The organism is Flavihumibacter cheonanensis (assembly GCF_022352215.1).
GTDB classification, from domain to species: Bacteria; Bacteroidota; Bacteroidia; order Chitinophagales; family Chitinophagaceae; genus Flavihumibacter; species Flavihumibacter cheonanensis.
On sequence record NZ_JAKRWF010000001.1, the window covers coordinates 1,111,500 to 1,128,887 of the forward strand.

Annotated in this window: 10 protein-coding genes; 3 read left to right on the forward strand and 7 right to left on the reverse strand. The window is 44.5% G+C overall.

All coding sequences use genetic code 11. The features are described from left to right. The first annotated feature begins 76 nt into the window (after window positions 1-76). Window positions 77-1,063 (forward strand): 6-phosphofructokinase, encoded by a 987-nt coding sequence (gene pfkA, locus MD536_RS04860; protein WP_234863703.1) that lies wholly within the window; start codon window positions 77-79, stop codon window positions 1,061-1,063. A gap of 35 nt (window positions 1,064-1,098) precedes the next feature. Beyond that, window positions 1,099-2,589 carry a pyruvate kinase gene (pyk, locus tag MD536_RS04865; protein WP_239596310.1) on the forward strand — a complete coding sequence of 497 codons (1,491 nt, stop codon included), beginning with the start codon at window positions 1,099-1,101 and terminating at the stop codon, window positions 2,587-2,589. 80 nt (window positions 2,590-2,669) lie between these two features. On the opposite strand, the gene MD536_RS04870 is transcribed toward pyk, so the two are convergent. Both MD536_RS04870 and MD536_RS04875 read right to left on the reverse strand, forming a co-directional pair. Next, complete coding sequence (locus MD536_RS04870; RefSeq protein WP_239596311.1) at window positions 2,670-3,398, reverse strand: copper homeostasis protein CutC; 729 nt, start codon at window positions 3,396-3,398, stop codon at window positions 2,670-2,672. After that, window positions 3,398-4,426, reverse strand: coding sequence for a glycosylasparaginase (locus MD536_RS04875; protein ID WP_234863710.1), 1,029 nt, complete (start codon window positions 4,424-4,426; stop codon window positions 3,398-3,400). Before MD536_RS04875 ends, MD536_RS04870 begins: the two co-directional genes overlap by 1 nt. A gap of 93 nt (window positions 4,427-4,519) precedes the next feature. Between MD536_RS04875 and MD536_RS04880 the strand changes: the two genes are divergently transcribed. Then, the gene (locus MD536_RS04880; RefSeq protein WP_239596316.1) at window positions 4,520-6,391 is read left to right on the forward strand and encodes a CocE/NonD family hydrolase; all 1,872 of its coding nucleotides are present in this window, start codon (window positions 4,520-4,522) and stop codon (window positions 6,389-6,391) included. Here the strand turns inward: MD536_RS04880 and MD536_RS04885 are convergent. The 5 genes from MD536_RS04885 to MD536_RS04905 all read right to left on the reverse strand — a co-directional run bounded on the left by MD536_RS04885 (window position 6,356) and on the right by MD536_RS04905 (window position 17,378). Next, on the reverse strand, window positions 6,356-7,684 hold the full coding sequence (locus tag MD536_RS04885) for a vanadium-dependent haloperoxidase (protein WP_239596319.1): 1,329 nt from the start codon (window positions 7,682-7,684) through the stop codon (window positions 6,356-6,358). The genes MD536_RS04880 and MD536_RS04885 overlap by 36 nt on opposite strands. Window positions 7,685-7,689: 5 nt before the next feature. Beyond that, window positions 7,690-10,974: a VCBS repeat-containing protein gene (locus MD536_RS04890; protein WP_239596320.1), complete on the reverse strand. Its 3,285-nt coding sequence runs from the start codon at window positions 10,972-10,974 to the stop codon at window positions 7,690-7,692. 131 nt (window positions 10,975-11,105) lie between these two features. Continuing rightward, a complete protein-coding gene (locus MD536_RS04895; protein ID WP_239596322.1) occupies window positions 11,106-12,725 on the reverse strand; it encodes a SusD/RagB family nutrient-binding outer membrane lipoprotein in 1,620 nt (539 codons plus the stop codon). 11 nt (window positions 12,726-12,736) lie between these two features. Beyond that, window positions 12,737-15,829 carry a SusC/RagA family TonB-linked outer membrane protein gene (locus MD536_RS04900; protein WP_239596324.1) on the reverse strand — a complete coding sequence of 1,031 codons (3,093 nt, stop codon included), beginning with the start codon at window positions 15,827-15,829 and terminating at the stop codon, window positions 12,737-12,739. 130 nt (window positions 15,830-15,959) lie between these two features. Continuing rightward, window positions 15,960-17,378, reverse strand: coding sequence for an alpha-L-fucosidase (locus tag MD536_RS04905; protein ID WP_239596325.1), 1,419 nt, complete (start codon window positions 17,376-17,378; stop codon window positions 15,960-15,962). Window positions 17,379-17,388: the final 10 nt, after the last annotated feature.

Here is a 17,388-nt window from a genome sequence, read left to right on the forward strand (position 1 = left end):
AAACGACTGCCTAAAAATAGGAAAGCTTGTCATGTAATTTAGCATATGTAAAACCAAACTACCTTAATTTAATTCGATGAGCGACAGCAAGGTTAAAAAAATAGGAGTACTGACTTCCGGTGGCGATTCTCCAGGTATGAATGCCGCGGTAAGGGCAGTAGTCAGAACCGGACTTTATCATGGCTTGGAAATGTATGGAATTATCAGAGGATATGCAGGCATGGTAGACGATGATATTTTCAAGATGGAATCACGTTCGGTGGCCAATATCATTCAGCGGGGTGGTACCATTCTTAAAACAGCCCGTTGTAAAGAATTTTTTGAATACGAAGGCCGTAAGAAAGCTTACGAAAATCTAAAGAAAAGAAATATTGATGGCTTGGTGGTGATTGGGGGCGATGGCAGTTTCAATGGTGCATTGAAATTCAGCCAGGAATTTGACATCCCCTGCATTGGTTTACCCGGCACCATTGATAAAGATATTGCAGGTACTGATTTCACTATCGGTTTTGATACTGCAGTAAATACAGCAGTTGAAGCAATTGATAAAATCCGGGATACTGCAGATGCGCATGACCGTCTCTTTATAATTGAAGTGATGGGTCGTGATGCTGGTTATATCGCCCTGCATAGTGGCATTGCTACCGGAGCCGAACATATTCTGATCCCCGAAAAGAAAACCGATATCGACCAGGTGGTAAAAAGTCTGCAGGAAAAAGAAAAGCGCAGAAAACTGGTGAACCTGATTGTAGTTGCTGAAGGAGATGAATTTGGTGGAGCGGAAGAAGTTGCCAAACACGTTAAAGCAAAACTTCCCCATATTGATACCCGGGTTTGTATACTCGGACATATTCAACGGGGCGGATCACCCACCTGCCTGGATCGCCTTATTGCCAGTCGCATGGGTTACCACGCGGTTGAAAGCCTGATGACTGGTCGTAATAATGTTATGGTGGGCATTCAGAATAATAAAATGCATTACACACCACTTGAAAATGCAGTGAAGGCAAAACAAAAAATCAATGAGGAATGGATGAAGATCGTGAAGATCCTCGCCTCCTGATCCAATCAAAAAAGCAAGCAACGAAAATCTAACATATGTCAAAACACGCCTCTAAATACCTGCACCAGGAAATGGATAAAGAAGCAGGCAGGCAACATGCTTTTAAAAGGACCAAGATTGTAGCCACTGTAGGTCCGGCTTGTGATACTTACGATAAACTCCTTGCCCTGGTTCGTGCCGGTGTGAATGTTTTCCGACTGAATTTCTCTCACGGATCACATGAAGATAAAGCTAAGATCATTGAACATATCCGCCAGATCAATTCAACTGAACCCTATAATATTGCTATCCTGGGTGACCTGCAGGGGCCCAAACTTCGGGTGGGTGAAATTGAAAACAACGGCATCCAGGTAAATGAAGGAGATATCCTGACTTTTACCAATACCAAATGCCTCGGCACCCTGGAAAAGATCTACGTTAGTTATCCTAACCTGCATGCCGATGTAGTGGTAGGAAACAGGATCTTTATTGATGATGGTAAAATTGAGGTTGAGGTTACTGAAATCACCGATGACAATGATGTAAAGGTGAGAGTAACAGTTGGCGGGAAATTATCTTCCAAGAAAGGAATCAACCTTCCGGATACCAAGATCTCACTGCCAGCCTTAACCGAAAAAGACCTGCTTGATCTTGATTTTATAATTGAACAAAAACTTGACTGGGTAGCGCTATCTTTTGTAAAAAGAGTAGAAGACCTTATCCAGTTAAGAACCATACTGAATCGTCACCAGAGCAAGACCAAGGTGATTTCAAAAATTGAAATGCCGGAAGCCATCACTAATCTGCGGGATCTGATCCTCGAGAGTGATGGTGTTATGATTGCCCGTGGCGATCTCGGTATTGAAATCCCCATGGAGCAGGTTCCGCTGATTCAGAAAGATATCATCCGCAAATGTATGCACCGTGCGAAGCCGGTAATTGTTGCGACCCAGATGATGGAAAGCATGATCGACCGCGTGAAGCCCAATCGCTCTGAAGTAACCGATGTGGCCAATGCAGTAATGGAAGGTGCAGATGCAGTAATGTTAAGTGGTGAAACAGCAACCGGTCAGTATCCGGTATTGGTTATTGAAACCATGAGTAAGATCATTCGCGAAATAGAAACCAAAGCCTATTATTACAACCGCGAAGAAGACCTGACTCCACAGCCCCACTCTCCTTCTTTCCTGAGTGATGCGATCTGTTACAATGCCTGTAAAATCGCCAAAGATGTAAATGCACATGCACTGATCGGCATGACTCAGAGCGGTTATACCGGTTTTATGTTGTCCAGCTATCGTCCAAAATCTCCCCTTTATATTTTCACGAAAGAGCGTTCCCTCGTGAATCAGTTGAGTTTAAGCTGGGGCGTTCGTGCATTCTTCTATGAAGAAGAGGAAAGCCTGGATGATATCCACTCTGATCAGCATGAAATCCTGAAAGAGCGTGGCTTTATCCAGGTTGGAGATGTAGTGGTTAATACGGGAAGCACACCGGTGAAAGAACATTTGCCGACGAATATATTGAAGATATCAGTAGTGAAGTGAAAGGTGAAAGGTGAGAAGTGAAATGTTGTGAAAGGTGAAACGTGAAACGTGAGAAGGAATCCCGTCTCTTATTTCACTTTTCACCTTTCACTTTTCACATTGCGTAGCAACTCCCTGATCTCCTCCGGATCTACTGTCCAGGTTTGAGCACCTTCGCTTAAAGATGGATTTTTATACTCCATATTGCCGGTTGTTAATTTGCGGGCAGAACTATGGAATTCATTGAGTCCGGTTAATTGCTGCAATTGCGCAATATTGCCCGACCGGATGCCAGAGCCAGGTAAAATAATAATCCTCTCTTTCGCTGCTTTGATACAGGCCAGTAAGGAACTCAATCCCTCCATCACCGTATTGGCCCCTCCGGAAGTTAAAATGCGCTGGCAGCCTGCGGCTATGATAACCTCCAATGCTTCCAGCTGATTGGGTACCTGGTCAAATGCCCGGTGAAAAGTAACATCCATTGGATAGGCCAGCTCTACCAGTTTGGCGGTGGTTTCATAATCCACCTGGCCATCGGCCTCCAAACATCCAATAACCACTCCATCCATGCCCAGTTCTTTTGCCAGCTGGATGTCTTTTTTCATTACGTCAATTTCCTCCGGTGTATATAAAAAATCTCCACCCCTGGGACGAATAATAGGAAATACCGGGATCTGAACTGCTTCCCTTGCCGCACGCATCATGCCATAGGATACGGTTGTTCCTCCTTCAGGTGGATTGGCACATAATTCAATCCGGCCACCACCATTGGCTTCAATCAGTTTACAACTGTTGATGTCAAACGCTATTACTTCCAGTAAAATGGACATCAGATCAAATATTTAGCATCTTTCGTATAGGCACCCTCGTTAGTCTGTACCGCGTAGTTAAACCCTTTGATTACGGAATAGGCTCCCACTTCTCCTTGTTTATTAACTGCAATAAACCCGGCCTGCAGGTTTTTGGCTTTTTCTATCCCATTTCTTTTTACAATCCGCTCTACTGCTTTTTTACAGGCTTCTTCCGGCGACAAACCATTGCGCATCATTTCCACAATGGTATGCGTACCACAAATGCGCACAATCTCTTCTCCCACGCCGGTTGCGGTGGCTGCTCCTACTTCGTTGTCTACAAACAAGCCGGCTCCAATAATAGGTGAATCTCCTACCCTGCCAGCCATTTTATATGCCATACCACTGGTGGAACAGGCGCCACTCAGATTACCCTTCATATCCAATGCAAGCATACCGATGGTATCATGATTATCCTGCTGACCAGGCACCTGCTTTTTTTGTTTACGGTTTCTTTCTTCCAAATGTTCCACTGTAATCATGGGATCGTATTTGGATGTTTTCAACCAGTTCTTCCAGGCTTTTTCTGCTTCCGGAGTTAGCAGGTTCACTTTCTCAAAACCTTCTGATAAAGCGAATTTCAAAGCTCCTTCTCCAACCAACTGAACATGGGGTGTTTTTTCCATTACCAGTCGGGCTACAGACACTGGGTGTAATATATGCTCCAGGCACATCACGGCTCCACAATTACCAAATTCATCCATTACGCAACTGTCAACGGTAACGCGACCATCACGGTCTGGCAAACCACCATAACCTACACTCTGGTCGGTTGGATCGGCTTCTGTTACATGAATTCCTTTCTCCAGCGCATCCAATGCTCTTCCATTGGCAGCGAGTATCTTCCAGGCTGCAGCATTGGCTTTTTGATTGGGCGCCCAGGTTGATATCACAACCGGCTTGCTTACTTTATTGGTTCCTGAAATACCCGAAAACCCTTGTTTGCCTACCAAAATTCCGAGTGATCCCAGAATGGAATGCTGTAAAAAACGTCTCCTTTCAAGCATATTCGATTCAGATTAGAAATCAAAGTAAAACATTTAACCTGTTAAATGCTTATCCAATTCTGTACATTTATTCTTTAATTATCACGCTCTGATATGAAGCTGCTTTACTCCGCCCTGATATTGTTTTTTATTTCGATATCATCTGTTGCACAAACTCCTTTCAGCCAGGACTCTTCCTGGATCCGGGACCATTATAGTAAAATGGAAAATTATATCCCCATGCGGGATGGGGTGCGACTGTTTACATCTATTTACATGCCCAACGACAGTACTGAAAAACATCCCATATTGCTTTCCCGAACCCCTTATTCCTGTGCTCCTTATGGAATCGAAAATTGGCGTGCTTTCTGGGATACGCACCTCAAATACTACATGCGCGAAGGTTATATCATCGTGTTTCAGGATGTGCGTGGCCGTTGGATGAGTGAAGGCAGTTTTGAAGACGTACGTCCCTTCAAAAAAAATAAATCAGCCACCGGTGAAATAGATGAAGCCAGCGATGCCTATGATGCAATTGACTGGCTGGTAAAAAATCTACCCAATAACAATGGCCGGGTTGGCGTGATGGGGATATCCTATCCAGGATTTTATACCACCATGGCTGCAGCCAGTGGTCACCCTGCTCTGAAAGCCGTGAGTCCGCAGGCACCTGTTACCGACTGGTATATGGGAGATGATTTCCATCACAATGGTGCACTCGCCCTTATGGATGGTTTTCTTTTTTATGCAGGTGGATTCGGTTACCCCAGGCCGTTACCAACGCAAATTCCTCCAGTAAACAAGCTGAGTATTCCCCGCACGGATAATTATTCCACTTTTCTTTCCATAGGTCCGTTATCCAATTTTTTAAAACTTACCGGCGATTCAATCAAATTTTGGAATGACTTGTTTGCGCATCCCGATTATGATAATTTCTGGAAAGAGCGGGATGCCAGAACAGCTATGTTTGACATCCAGCCTGCTGTATTAACGGTTGGCGGTTTATACGATGCAGAAGATTGTTACGGTGCCTGGAACCTGTATAAAGCGATCGAAAAACAGAATCCGGGAATCAATAATAAGCTGGTCATGGGTCCCTGGTATCACGGCCAGTGGGCACGAGGTGATGGGGGTTCATTGGGCGCCATTCACTTTGGCAGTAAAACATCTGAATGGTACCAGAACCATATTGAACTTCCTTTTTTTCAATACCACCTCAAAGGCAAAGGAAGCCTGGACAACCTGGCGGAGGCAACTATCTTTTTTTCCGGTGAAAACAACTGGAAAAAACTGGAGCAGTGGCCACCCCGGGAAATGAACCCAACTCCACTTTATTTACAACCTAATGGAGGGCTCGACTGGTTGCCGGTGTTTGGGAAAAAAGCACCTACAGAATACATAAGCGATCCCAATAAACCGGTTCCGTATGCAGATGGTATTCATTTCAACAGAACAAGGGAGTATATGATCGACGACCAGCGTTTTGCGGATCGCAGACCTGATGTGGTAAGTTTTGTGACACCTGAACTGGATAGCAACCTTACATTGGCCGGACCGGTAATTACCGATCTCCTGGTTTCCATCAGCAGCACAGATGCCGACTTCGTAGTAAAACTCATTGATGTATTTCCGGATGATACAATTGCCTCATTAAGTGGCTTTCAACAATTGGTAAGAGGTGAAATTATAAGGGGCAAATACCGTAAGAGTTTTGAAGTACCGATTCCCTTCAAACCGAATAAACCGGAGCGCGTGAAGTTTGAGTTGCCGGATGTGGCGCATACCTTTAAAAAAGGACACAAGTTGATGATCCAGATCCAAAGCAGCTGGTTCCCATTAATGGATCGCAATCCTCAGCAATTCATGAATATTTATGAAGCGAAGCCGGATGATTTTAAAAAAGCTACCATCCGGATCCACCATGATGGAGAACAGGCTTCCAATATTCTTTTACCGGTTGTTCCCGGGTCCTTTGGCAAGAACTGAGCCTTTTAATTTTGTGACAATGATGGTACCGATTTCTTTTCCCTGGGTTACCCCATTTTCAATTGCATCCCTGAAATGAATGCCTCCGTAGAGTCTTGATATCGCAGCTTCCTGTGCCGCTTGCCGGAAGGATGTAAAGTTACGGGCCGGTAACTCAAACATGATTTCGGTGTCATCCGTGTACGCAAAATCATCTCCCAGTAAATGGGTTAGCACTTCTGCTGCTGCTGCCGAAATTACACTATGCCCGCTGGTATACTCCGGAAAGGGAGGTGTTTGCAACAAAGGCATCCATTTGGAATCAATCTGACGGTTGATATAAGTCTCCGGACGGATACGATTGCTCCTGTACTTCTCATCCCAGCAACTGATGAAGCCATCCATTAGAGTGGCGGCCGTGATAACCTGTACAAAAATAGCTTTGTCTAAAGGCAGTTTGGCTTTGGTGCTGGCTATGGAGGCGATATTCATCCAGTGGCCACCCGGACTGATTTTCTTGAATCCCACATTCATATGGCCGGAGCTGGCTACTGCAAAGGGATTGCAATCCCAGAAGGCAGCTATCTCCTTTTGCTCCTGGCTGGCTGCATTGGAAACCTCGTATACTTCCATAGCCAGTTGATGAAAGGCGCTTGTTTTATCCTGGCTGAATGCCACCGGCGGCAAAGGCTTACATTGTTCTCCTGAATCCAGCAGCATTGGACGGATTATTCTCCAGTTAGGCTCTACTGCCTCGATATAAGCGGGAGGTGTAGGATACCAGCTACCGGGTTGTTTGGAAGGCGTATACCGGATGCGTGCACTTAATTTATTGTAATTATCGGTTTTACTAAATGCCAGTACATGTGTTACATATTTTCGTGCGATCTCTTTGGAATACTCCAGCTTTTCCGCCGTTATTCCTTTTTTCCGATATTTTTCTTCAAAAGCTGTTAGTTGTTTTTCCAGCATAAATCCGGAAGGCAATAATTCCTTTCCGGCTTCATAAATGCAATAGATGGCAGTGAATCCAACATCCAGTTTTTTCACATCCGGATGGATATCCAATTCGCGATACTGCCTGAAAAAACTTGACGGACGGGGAAGTTCCTTGTTCAAACTCGCCATAAAATCATAGGCTCCCAAGGTAGCATAGGTATAAAAACGGGCTGCTGCAGGAGGGTTGACCACATCGTGCATCATCACCATGGTCAAAGAAAAAACAGCCGGTTGCAATTCTTGCTCAAAACCTTTTCCCTGCGATTTTGATTCAACGGCGATAAAGAAAAAAATACAACTAATTATCCAGCGCATACGGATCAATACTTTAATAATTGTAGTGGCATTCCTGTTAATCCTACCAGCAGATAAGAAGCTCCCTCTTTTTGAAAGGTCAGTGCAGATTTACAGTCGCCTTTTATTTTCAAACCAGTTTGAGGTTGGGAAATATACCTGAATCCTCCTTTTCCATCACCAGCTAGTAAACACCCATAGTTCGCTTCTATACTTCCAATCTTCAGCCGGTTGTCTGATTTATTACCAAGCAGTAACAAATCAGGTTGGCCATCCTTATTAAAATCTTCTGTTAGGATTTCAGTTATAATGGAAAACTGAGCCTGCGCAGGTAAGTCCTGCTTTTCAAATCGACCTTTCTTATTCAAGAGTACCAGGGATTTACTTTCTGTTGCGGTTTTTTTACCTGCTTTTTCCAATTGATCCTGACTTATTATGTCCTTCATGGTTGCAGTTGAATAATCTTTGTAGGAAGAAAACTTTCTTCGCATGCTGTACATCTGGTCGTTCAGTTCATCCCTGCTTACAAAAGGATAAGAAACACCCTGTATATAAAAATTCAGGAAGGGATCAATGGATCCATTCTGATCAAAATCGGCATAGTAGAGTTCCATTGGCTGAGCCGGATCAAATTTCAATTGGGTATTGGTACCAACATTGCCCGCAATGATGTCCTCATATCCATCTTTATCCAGATCACTGATGGCCAGTGAAAACCAGAGTCCGTTTAAACCTTCAGGAAATAACTTATCGGTTTTATCAATCCAGTTGCCCTTGTCATACTCAAATGCATGAATACCCATAAACTCTCCTACCAATACCAGTTCCTCGCGACCATTTTTATCCAGGTCTGCCCAGGCTGCATCGGTTACCATGCCGATTTCAGCAAATGGAATACTGGCTTTTGAAAACTGACCTTTGCCATCATTGATCAAGAGATAAGATTCAGGATTTACCGGATAAGCACCTGGCACAATCCGACCTCCTACAAAAAAATCCAGGTCCCCATCCCCATCCACATCCTGTGCTTTTACAACTGATTTGGCGGAACGATTGGTAGCAGGTAATGCAGTTGGAGCCAGGATGAATTTTCCTTTTCCATCATTAATGTAAAGTAGATCCTGCAAACTGGAATCACCGGGTTCCTGGTAAGCATACCCTCCCATGGCGAGATACAAATCCGCATGTCCATCACCGTTAACATCGGCGAATTCCATATCACTGATAAAGCGGTTAAAATCAGAAGCAGGAAGTGCTAGCTGTCTTTTTTCAAATTGCCCATTGGCCTGTTGCAGGTACAGATCCGGTCCTGTATTGGGATTTCCTGCCAGAATAAGATCCATTCGATTGTCGGTATTCAAATCTGCCTGTTTGATAACCGGACCAGTTTGCGAATACATAAATGTCATCAACAATTGTCTTTTGAAATCATTGATTTCAACGGGTTGATGCTGATAGGCAATCCAGGATTTAGAAACCGAACTAAAGAGGGGTTGAAAACCTGGAGCAGGTGAAGTTGGAACTGTACTGGCTCCATAAGAAATAGTATGATAACCTGCTTTTACTCCCGTTAGTACCTGCTTTTTTTGATCCGGCCAAATGAGGATTACAGAATCTGCCTGTGAAGCGGTACCCAAACCGATATGTTGATTAGCAGGCAGACTTGACAAATAACCGCGTGCAGGATTTACTTCAACATATTGTTTGGAGTTTTTGGTATAGACCAGGATTTTAGTTCCTATGCCAAATTGATTTTTGTCTTTATACTGCACCTGGATGTTCAGGTAATTTATAGGTCCTTTTTTATCGGAAGTATTTTCATAAACAAGGGCCTCCTGATTGATACGGTTCACTACCAGGTCGAGGTCTCCATCTAGGTCCAGATCTGCATAAACTGCCGAACTGGATATCCCCGAACTGGTGATGCCCCAGGCTTCTTTCTGATTGGTGAAGCGGAGGTTCCCGGTATTCCGGAACATATAATTGTACAGGTTGGTGGAAGGCATTGCCTGCACCAGGTCCATGAGTTTCGCAGGCTCCCGGTCGATGGCTTTTCTTACTTTATAATCACCCCAGTACCGAAGAAAATCTTTATTCGTATAATCACGCAGATATCCATTGGTGATAAAAAGATCCTTGTATCCATCATTATCAAAGTCGGCAAAGAGGGGGCACCAGCTCCAGTCGGTATTGGATACTCCTGCGAATTGAGCAATTTCACTAAAAGTTCCATCTCCATTATTCAATTGCAGCATATTGCGCATGTATTGCTTGTGCAATTGCTGACTGGTCATAAGTTCAAAGGATTCATAGTTCTCCTGGAGCTGTAATAATTTCTGTCGCTTATTGTCCTCCGGCAACATATCCAGGTTGATCAGGTCGGGTAGTCCATCATTATTGAAGTCAGCGATATCAGCGCCCATTGAGAATTGCGCAAGGTGACGAAAGCAGTCGCCCGCTACATCTTTAAACGTTCCATCTTTATTATTGAGATAACAATAATCCGGTTCATTGTAGTCGTTGGTAACATAGACATCCTGCCATCCATCCTGGTTGATATCCGCCACCACAATACCTAATCCATATGTAAGTGGATTCTGTCTGATGCCAGCAGAGGCAGATACATTGGTGAATTTATTATTATCGTTGCGATAGAGTTTACTGCCGGCCAGTTCATCCACATCTTTTCGATACCGGGCCAGTTCCATATTGTCTATTTTCTTATTGCTGTGATTCAGCAGGAACATATCCAGGTCGCCATCATTATCAAAATCAAAAAAAGCTGCCTGTGTACTCAGACTTTTATCATCCAGTCCGTATGCGGCAGCGGACTCAGTAAAAGTGGAATTCTTATTATTAATAAACAATTGATTGCGGCGCAGATCATCTTCGCCTTTACCGGAATAACATACATAGATATCCAGCCAGCCATCTCCGTTTACATCGGCCATGGTAACACCGGTTTTCCATCCACCCTGTCTTCCTTTTAACAAGGGTGAAGCCTGCTGGGTGATGTCTTTGAATTTCCGGTTACCCAGGTTCAGAAAGAGTTTGTTATCGCCCATATTGGCGGTAAAAAAAAGATCGGGCAATCCATCGTTGTTGATGTCTCCTACTGCAGTACCTCCTCCATTAAAAAAATATTCATAGGAAAGTACATTCAGCGCCTCGGTTTCCACAATGGGATTGCTGAATTTCAATCCGGTTTGTTCGGCGGGAAGCACTTTGAAACGGGTATCCTGGGCATTCGCGGCAAGCGTGAAAACCAGCAGCAGGGTAAAAGAAAGCAGTCGGTTCGAATTGGTTTTCATGATACATTCAATTTAAGAAACTAATTGCAATCAGGTTCTTAAAAAAAGAACAGGACCGTCACATGGACAGCCCTGTCTTACGCTACATACTAAGAGAACTGCATCTTTCTGCTTAGCTAACCAGCAATATATTAGTTGGCAGCATCCCACCAAACTCTGCCAGTCCAGTTGTCGCCACCCTGAATATCACCGATACCAGCCTGGTAACTCGGGCCATTCAGAACAGCTTCATTCAATGGAATAATCTGGCGACGGGGAATCTGACCGCTGGAGAAACCACCAGGGAAGGAAACCGGAGTCAGATTCGGGAATCCTGATCTTCTCCAGTTATTCCAGGCTTCAACAAAGCTGAAGTAGGAACCAGTGGTTGCCCAATATTGTTCGTTGATCATTTTCAATGATGCGTTCAGGCTTGAAACATCCAGCGGATTGGCTGCTGCAAAAGCATCTGCCGTTGCTGCAGAGATGGCGGCAGAAGCATCCATGGTAGCCAATGTTTGCAAAGCTGCAGACAGACCATTCCGGTAATGCAGCGCTGGATTTCCTGGTACTGTCCAACCTCTTGCAGACGCTTCTGCCAGCAGGAAGGAGGTTTCAGCAGAAGTCATCACAACCAATGGTGCATTCAGATTGGTAGTGAGGGCTGCACGAGGACGGCTATATCTTCCGATTGGAGAGAAATCGCCACCAGTACCAGTACCACCCGGATAACCAGGAGCATTGGTAATGTCCTTGTCACCTTCGTTCATGTCATAACCATTTGGCAGTCCAAGTTGAATCCCAGCTGTGTTGTCACCAGCAATAGCAACATTCGAAGCCGCTGCAATACCTGCAGGTGGAATTTCGGCCACAGCAGTCAAACGGGGATCATTGGTTGCTTTCAGGAAATCAATGAAGTTTTTGCTCCAACGAACCTGGTAGAAATCATCCGATACGCGAATAGCGGAGGAATTCGGGTTACCGTAGCCGTTAGCAAAATCCATGCGCAACACATAATTATCCTCAATACTTGACATTGGTCCGCCAGCTGCTGCTTTTTCAGCCCACTGTCTGGCTGCTGCTGCATCTACTTTTGTCATACGCATGGCCATACGCAACATGAGGCTATAGCCTAGTTTTTTCCATTTATCGATATTTCCACCATATGTTGAGATATCATTTGTGAAGGCTGGTGCTGAGGATGAGAAGCTGTTAATAGCTGTTTCTAACTCTGCCAGCAATCCGAGATAAACATCTCTCTGATTATCATACTTAGGATTGTTAATACCCTCATCTCCTCTCAATGCTTCACTGTAGGGAATAGGGCCATACAGATCCGAAATAAAGGCAAGGTGCATTACCTGTACAATTTTCGCTGCACTTCTAACATTTACTTTAGAAGGATCATCACCCAGCAATTTTAATAATTGCTGCGCCTGAGTTGCCCCACTAAAGCTATTGTTCCAACTATTCGCAGTATAAGAGTTGATGTTACTGGATGGAACATACTTGTCCATGTTGGAGTAGTAGGTTGCACCACCTGTTGACGTGGAAGCGAGTAATTGTACCCAGCCTGCCTGAAACAGGAGGCTTCCTGCATATCCAGTCATGGTTCCTACATAACTACGCTGCGCTGCAGGCAATAAATAGGCTCCGTCAAAATTGCCCGGGGAAATTCGAAGTGGATCGGTGTTCAGCTCTTCAAATCCTTTGGTACAGCCAACCTGCAAGCCAGCCAGCAGAATTCCAGAATATATGAGTAGTTTTTTCATGTTCTAAAATTTTAGTTTTTACTTCCATTTTTAAAACGGAGGTTCAGGTTAAATCCAAGCGTACGAGCTGTTGGCAAACTGGTTCCTTCAATTCCGAGATAGTTGATGTTTGCACCGAATGACGCTTCTGGATCGATGTTATCGGTTTTCTTCATAAGGTAAAACAGGTTACGTCCAACCAGTGAAAGGGTTGCGCCTCTGAACAGGGGAACCTTGTTGAACAGATTATCCGGGAAGTTATAAGCCAGGTTAACCTGACGCAGTTTTACGAAATCACCATCCAGTACGTTGGTTTTGGTAATTCTACGAGCAAGCTCAGTATAGTAAGACTGCGCATCAGCTGCAGTAGTGTTTTGCTGACCATTCTCAAGGAATCCTACAGTAATTCCAGTTTCACGACCTTCCAGTGTCATCTTGTGCAAGCCACGAGTCATAGCATAGTGCTGGGTAGCTGACAGGATCTTGTTTCCGTAGTTGAAATCAATCAGGAAAGAGAAAGTGAAACGCTTGTAGTTGAATTCGTTATTCCATCCACCATAATGAGTAGGCAATGTGCTTCCCATTGGGATCAGGTTACCACGAAGTGGCAATCCGGAACCATCCACCAGGATATCACCTTTGGCATCATAACGATAATCAAATGCAAAGATCTGAGGACCTGCCAAACCTACGGCATAAGCAGTAACCGCATTTCCAATTACGGCACGGTTAGTACCCAGGTTCAGGTTGGTTCCGTTTGGATTGGTAGCCAGAATTTTGTTCTTCACATAAGTAAAGTTCAGAGAGGATGTCCAGCTAAAGTTCTTGGTCTGAACCGGAATTGCGGTCAGCTGAACTTCAACGCCTTTATTCTGAGTTGAACCGGTAGCAACGAAACCACTGGTGAAACCAGAAGAAATACTATAAGAAGCAGGCATGATCTCGTCTCTTGTTTCGCGGGTATAAGCAGCGAAGTCAAGGTTCAAACGGCTGTTGAAGAAACGCAAATCAAATCCAACTTCAAACTCTGTTACTGCAAATGGACGCAACAGACCATTCGGAAGTGATTGGCTATAGTTACCTAATGGAAGACCATTGTAAGTATTACCTAAGCTATAATACAAAGAGGTAGTGTAAGGGCGCTGCGGCTCACCACTGGTTTGTGCGAAAGATGCTCTGAACTTACCATAATTCAATGCTTTCGCATTCAGCAAATCATGGAATACAAAGCTCGCAGAAACAGAGGGTGTGAAGATACCTGCAACATCTGTTGGGAAAGTTGAGTACGCATCATAACGACCTGTAGTACTCAGGGTAATCAGGTTCTTATAAGCGAAATCAAGTGAATAAAACGCTGAGTTTACCTGCTGTTTAGAATAACCGTAACCCCTGTTAAAGTTAACTACGTTGTTGAACGTGTACTGGTAGGGTACGATGAACGGACCACCACCAACTGAAATGTTTTCATTTCTGTTAACCCGCTTGTTGGCACCAAGTGTAAAGTCCATGGAAATATCATCAGTCAGGTCACGATTACCACCCACCAACAGTTCATAGTTAATCTCAGTAATCTGAGATTTTCCGATGCCGTTCAAACCACCGCGACGATCCTGCGAGTAGGCAGTTCCCCAGGGTGTTACACTGAAACTATTGTCATCGGAATTGTCATATCCCATACGACCCTGAACATACAACCACTTGAATATGTCGTACTTAACAGATGGAGTTACGATTATACGACGACGGCCCAGGTCATTTCTGAATTGATTTACTACGAAGTAAGGGTTCGTAACAAAGATATCATCACTGAATACCACTTCGTTGCCTGTAGTTGGATCAAATCCGGGAGCCAGCCAGCGAATGTCTACGTTGTTGGCCAGGAAGAAACCATTGTTGGCATTCAATGGACCATCACTCAGGTAAGGGCGGTTTTGTGAACGTTCATCAATATAATTACCAATCATGCTGATGCTTAGCTTATCGGTAATTCTTTGCGTGAAGTTCATGTTTACCGTATTACGCTTCAATCCACTGTTTTCCAAAATAGATTTGCTATCCAGGTTGGAGAAGCTAATACGGAAATTACCCATATCGCCGCCTCTTGAGAAAGCAACGGTATTGGTCATACTTGGAGCTACACGATAAAAGTTATTGATATTTCCGCTTACTGCTGAATAAGGACGGGTAGAACCATCAAACTGAGTAATTGGAGAACCATCCAAACGAGCACCCCAGCTCAAACGGGCAGTTGTTTGTGCCGCTGCAGCACTACCAGGTTTTTGACCACCAACACCCTGACCATATACAGTCTGAAAATCAGTGAAATCCAGTGCACGATCAGACATGTAGTTGAGGTTATAATCAATATTATAATCACCTCTTTTAGCACTCTTGGTAGTAATCACAATTACACCATTAGTGGCACGGTTACCATATAACGCAGAAGCTGACTGGCCTTTCAGCACGGTCATACTTTCAATATCATCCGGGTTAAGGTTACCCAGACCATCACCGTTGTCTGCACCACCCCACTCACCGGCTGCACCACGTTGCGCGTTCTGCATGGGAACACCATTGATTACGATCAGGGGAGCACCTGCACCGTTCATAGAAGGCATACCGCGAAGCAACAACTTGGATGTACCACCCGGACCAGAAGATGTGCTGGACACTTTCAAACCGGAAACGCGACCAGCCAAGGCATTACCTACGTTGGTTTCACGTCCCACTGAAAGGGCGTCATTTTTTACAGTTGTTACTGCGTAACCTACTTTCCTGGCCTCTTTTACGATACCAAGCGCAGTTACTACCACCTCATCAAGCGATCCCTCACCCTGATCAAGTGACAGCATCAAGCTGTTTTCGTTGGCATCCACCGAAACGGTTTTGGTGGTGTAGCCAACCGAGCTAATGTCTAATTGAAATGCTCCCTCAGGTACCGTCATGGTAAAGGAGCCATTGGCGTCGGTCACCGCCGAGAAATTCTTCCCTTTCACTTTTAGTGTAGCAGAAGGAATTCCTGCTCCGGACTTAGAATCTTTCAATAAGCCGGATAATTGCCTGGTTTGTGCTGACAGTACCGAACTGAATAACAGCATCAGCACGAGCAGTCTTAATTCTCTCATTATGCAATTGGTTTAATGATGAAAAAATGGACTTGATTGCCAAGTATATTTTCGTGTTACATCATTAAGTGACTCATAATGAGATCTTGTAACAAGTTGTTAAAGAATTTTTTTTAGATTTTTGATCTTTTTAAAAAACCAGGGCAAGTGCCGGAGTAGCGCCCAATTCTTTTCTCAAGCTAGCAGGTAATTCCACCGTCACCTGGTTGCCTAAAACCTTGTATTTCAATTTCTTACCGGTTTGTACCTCCCGTATGCCCGCCTTCCCGGGCAAATTGGTTGTCCAGCTGATGGTAGCCGGTATCTCCTCTCCTTTTATTAGTTGGATCGCATAACTGGCTGATCCATCCTTTGCTTTGGTAAAAAACAGGTCGCCTTCCGCATAATGATCCATGGTCCGGGTTCCGTAAATCGCCTTCCCGTTTTTAGTTACCCAGTCGCCGATTTCCTTTAACCGGTCGATGGCTTCTTCCTGTAACAAGCCCTCCGCTGTTGGCCCAACACCTAGCAAGAGACTGCCTCCTTTGGCAACAATTTCTACCAAAGTATGTACCACCTGGCGGGTTGACTTATACTTTTCATTTGGTACATATCCCCATGCACCTCCCAGGGTAATACAACTTTCCCAGGGATGATCCAGCTTGGTAGCAGGGATGCGCTGCTCCGGTGTTTGGTAATTTTCATACGGACCATGAACTGTTCTGTCCACCACCAGCAAGCCGGGTTGCTTGGCCCTTGCATTCCGCGCAACAGTTGCCATATCAATATCCTGGCTCCAGGCAGGAATAGCGGCACCCCAGTTCCGTACTTCATCATTCACGGTTTCGAGTGGACGAACCCACCCCCCATCCAACCAGAGGATATCCACCTTTCCATAATTACTCATCAACTCATCAATCTGGTTGTGGGTATATTTTTTAAAGGCGTCCCATCTCCAGGGAAACTTCCTGATATCATAGTTGTTGTTCCTGTCGGGAGTAGCATACATCGGCCACCAATAGTTTTCAGAGTGCCAGTCGGGTTTACTGAAATAAGCTCCGATCATCATGCCTTTATTCCGAAATGCTTCAAACACATATTTTGCCACATCTGCTTTGGGGTTAGACGCAAAAGGCCCCTTGGCTATAGAATAATCCGATTGTTTGGTATCAAACATCGCAAAGCCATCATGATGTTTGGTGGTAAATACCAGGTATTTCATTCCAGCTGCAGCTGCTGCAGAAGCCCACTGTTCAGGATTGAACTGTACCGGATTGAATTGCTTGCTTAACCCCCAATACCATTTCTTGAATTCACCATAATCTGAGGTACTGTCGCGGGTAATCCAGTCTTCTGAACAAAGTGCCCAGGATTCAATCATGCCCGGTACAGCATATACACCCCAGTGGATAATCATACCAAATTTCTGATCCCGCCAGGTTTCCAGTTTTTCTTTTACTTGTGGATCTGTTGGCCATTCATACTGTGATGACTGATGATGCAGATTTCCTTGCGCAATTGCTAATACAGATACCAATAAACTGGTGATACTTAATAAAAACGATTTCATATACTCCTAT

Bases quoted from the DNA above. Each gene is read 5' to 3' on its own strand.
- MD536_RS04875 (WP_234863710.1), bottom strand. From the start codon at position 4,426: ATGCTTGAAAGGAGACGTTTTTTACAGCATTCCATTCTGGGATCACTC.
- MD536_RS04905 (WP_239596325.1), bottom strand. From the start codon at position 17,378: ATGAAATCGTTTTTATTAAGTATCACCAGTTTATTGGTATCTGTATTA.
- MD536_RS04885 (WP_239596319.1), bottom strand. From the start codon at position 7,684: ATGCGCTGGATAATTAGTTGTATTTTTTTCTTTATCGCCGTTGAATCA.
- MD536_RS04880 (WP_239596316.1), top strand. From the start codon at position 4,520: ATGAAGCTGCTTTACTCCGCCCTGATATTGTTTTTTATTTCGATATCA.
- MD536_RS04900 (WP_239596324.1), bottom strand. From the start codon at position 15,829: ATGAGAGAATTAAGACTGCTCGTGCTGATGCTGTTATTCAGTTCGGTA.
- MD536_RS04895 (WP_239596322.1), bottom strand. From the start codon at position 12,725: ATGAAAAAACTACTCATATATTCTGGAATTCTGCTGGCTGGCTTGCAG.
- MD536_RS04870 (WP_239596311.1), bottom strand. From the start codon at position 3,398: ATGTCCATTTTACTGGAAGTAATAGCGTTTGACATCAACAGTTGTAAA.
- pyk (WP_239596310.1), top strand. From the start codon at position 1,099: ATGTCAAAACACGCCTCTAAATACCTGCACCAGGAAATGGATAAAGAA.
- pfkA (WP_234863703.1), top strand. From the start codon at position 77: ATGAGCGACAGCAAGGTTAAAAAAATAGGAGTACTGACTTCCGGTGGC.
- MD536_RS04890 (WP_239596320.1), bottom strand. From the start codon at position 10,974: ATGAAAACCAATTCGAACCGACTGCTTTCTTTTACCCTGCTGCTGGTT.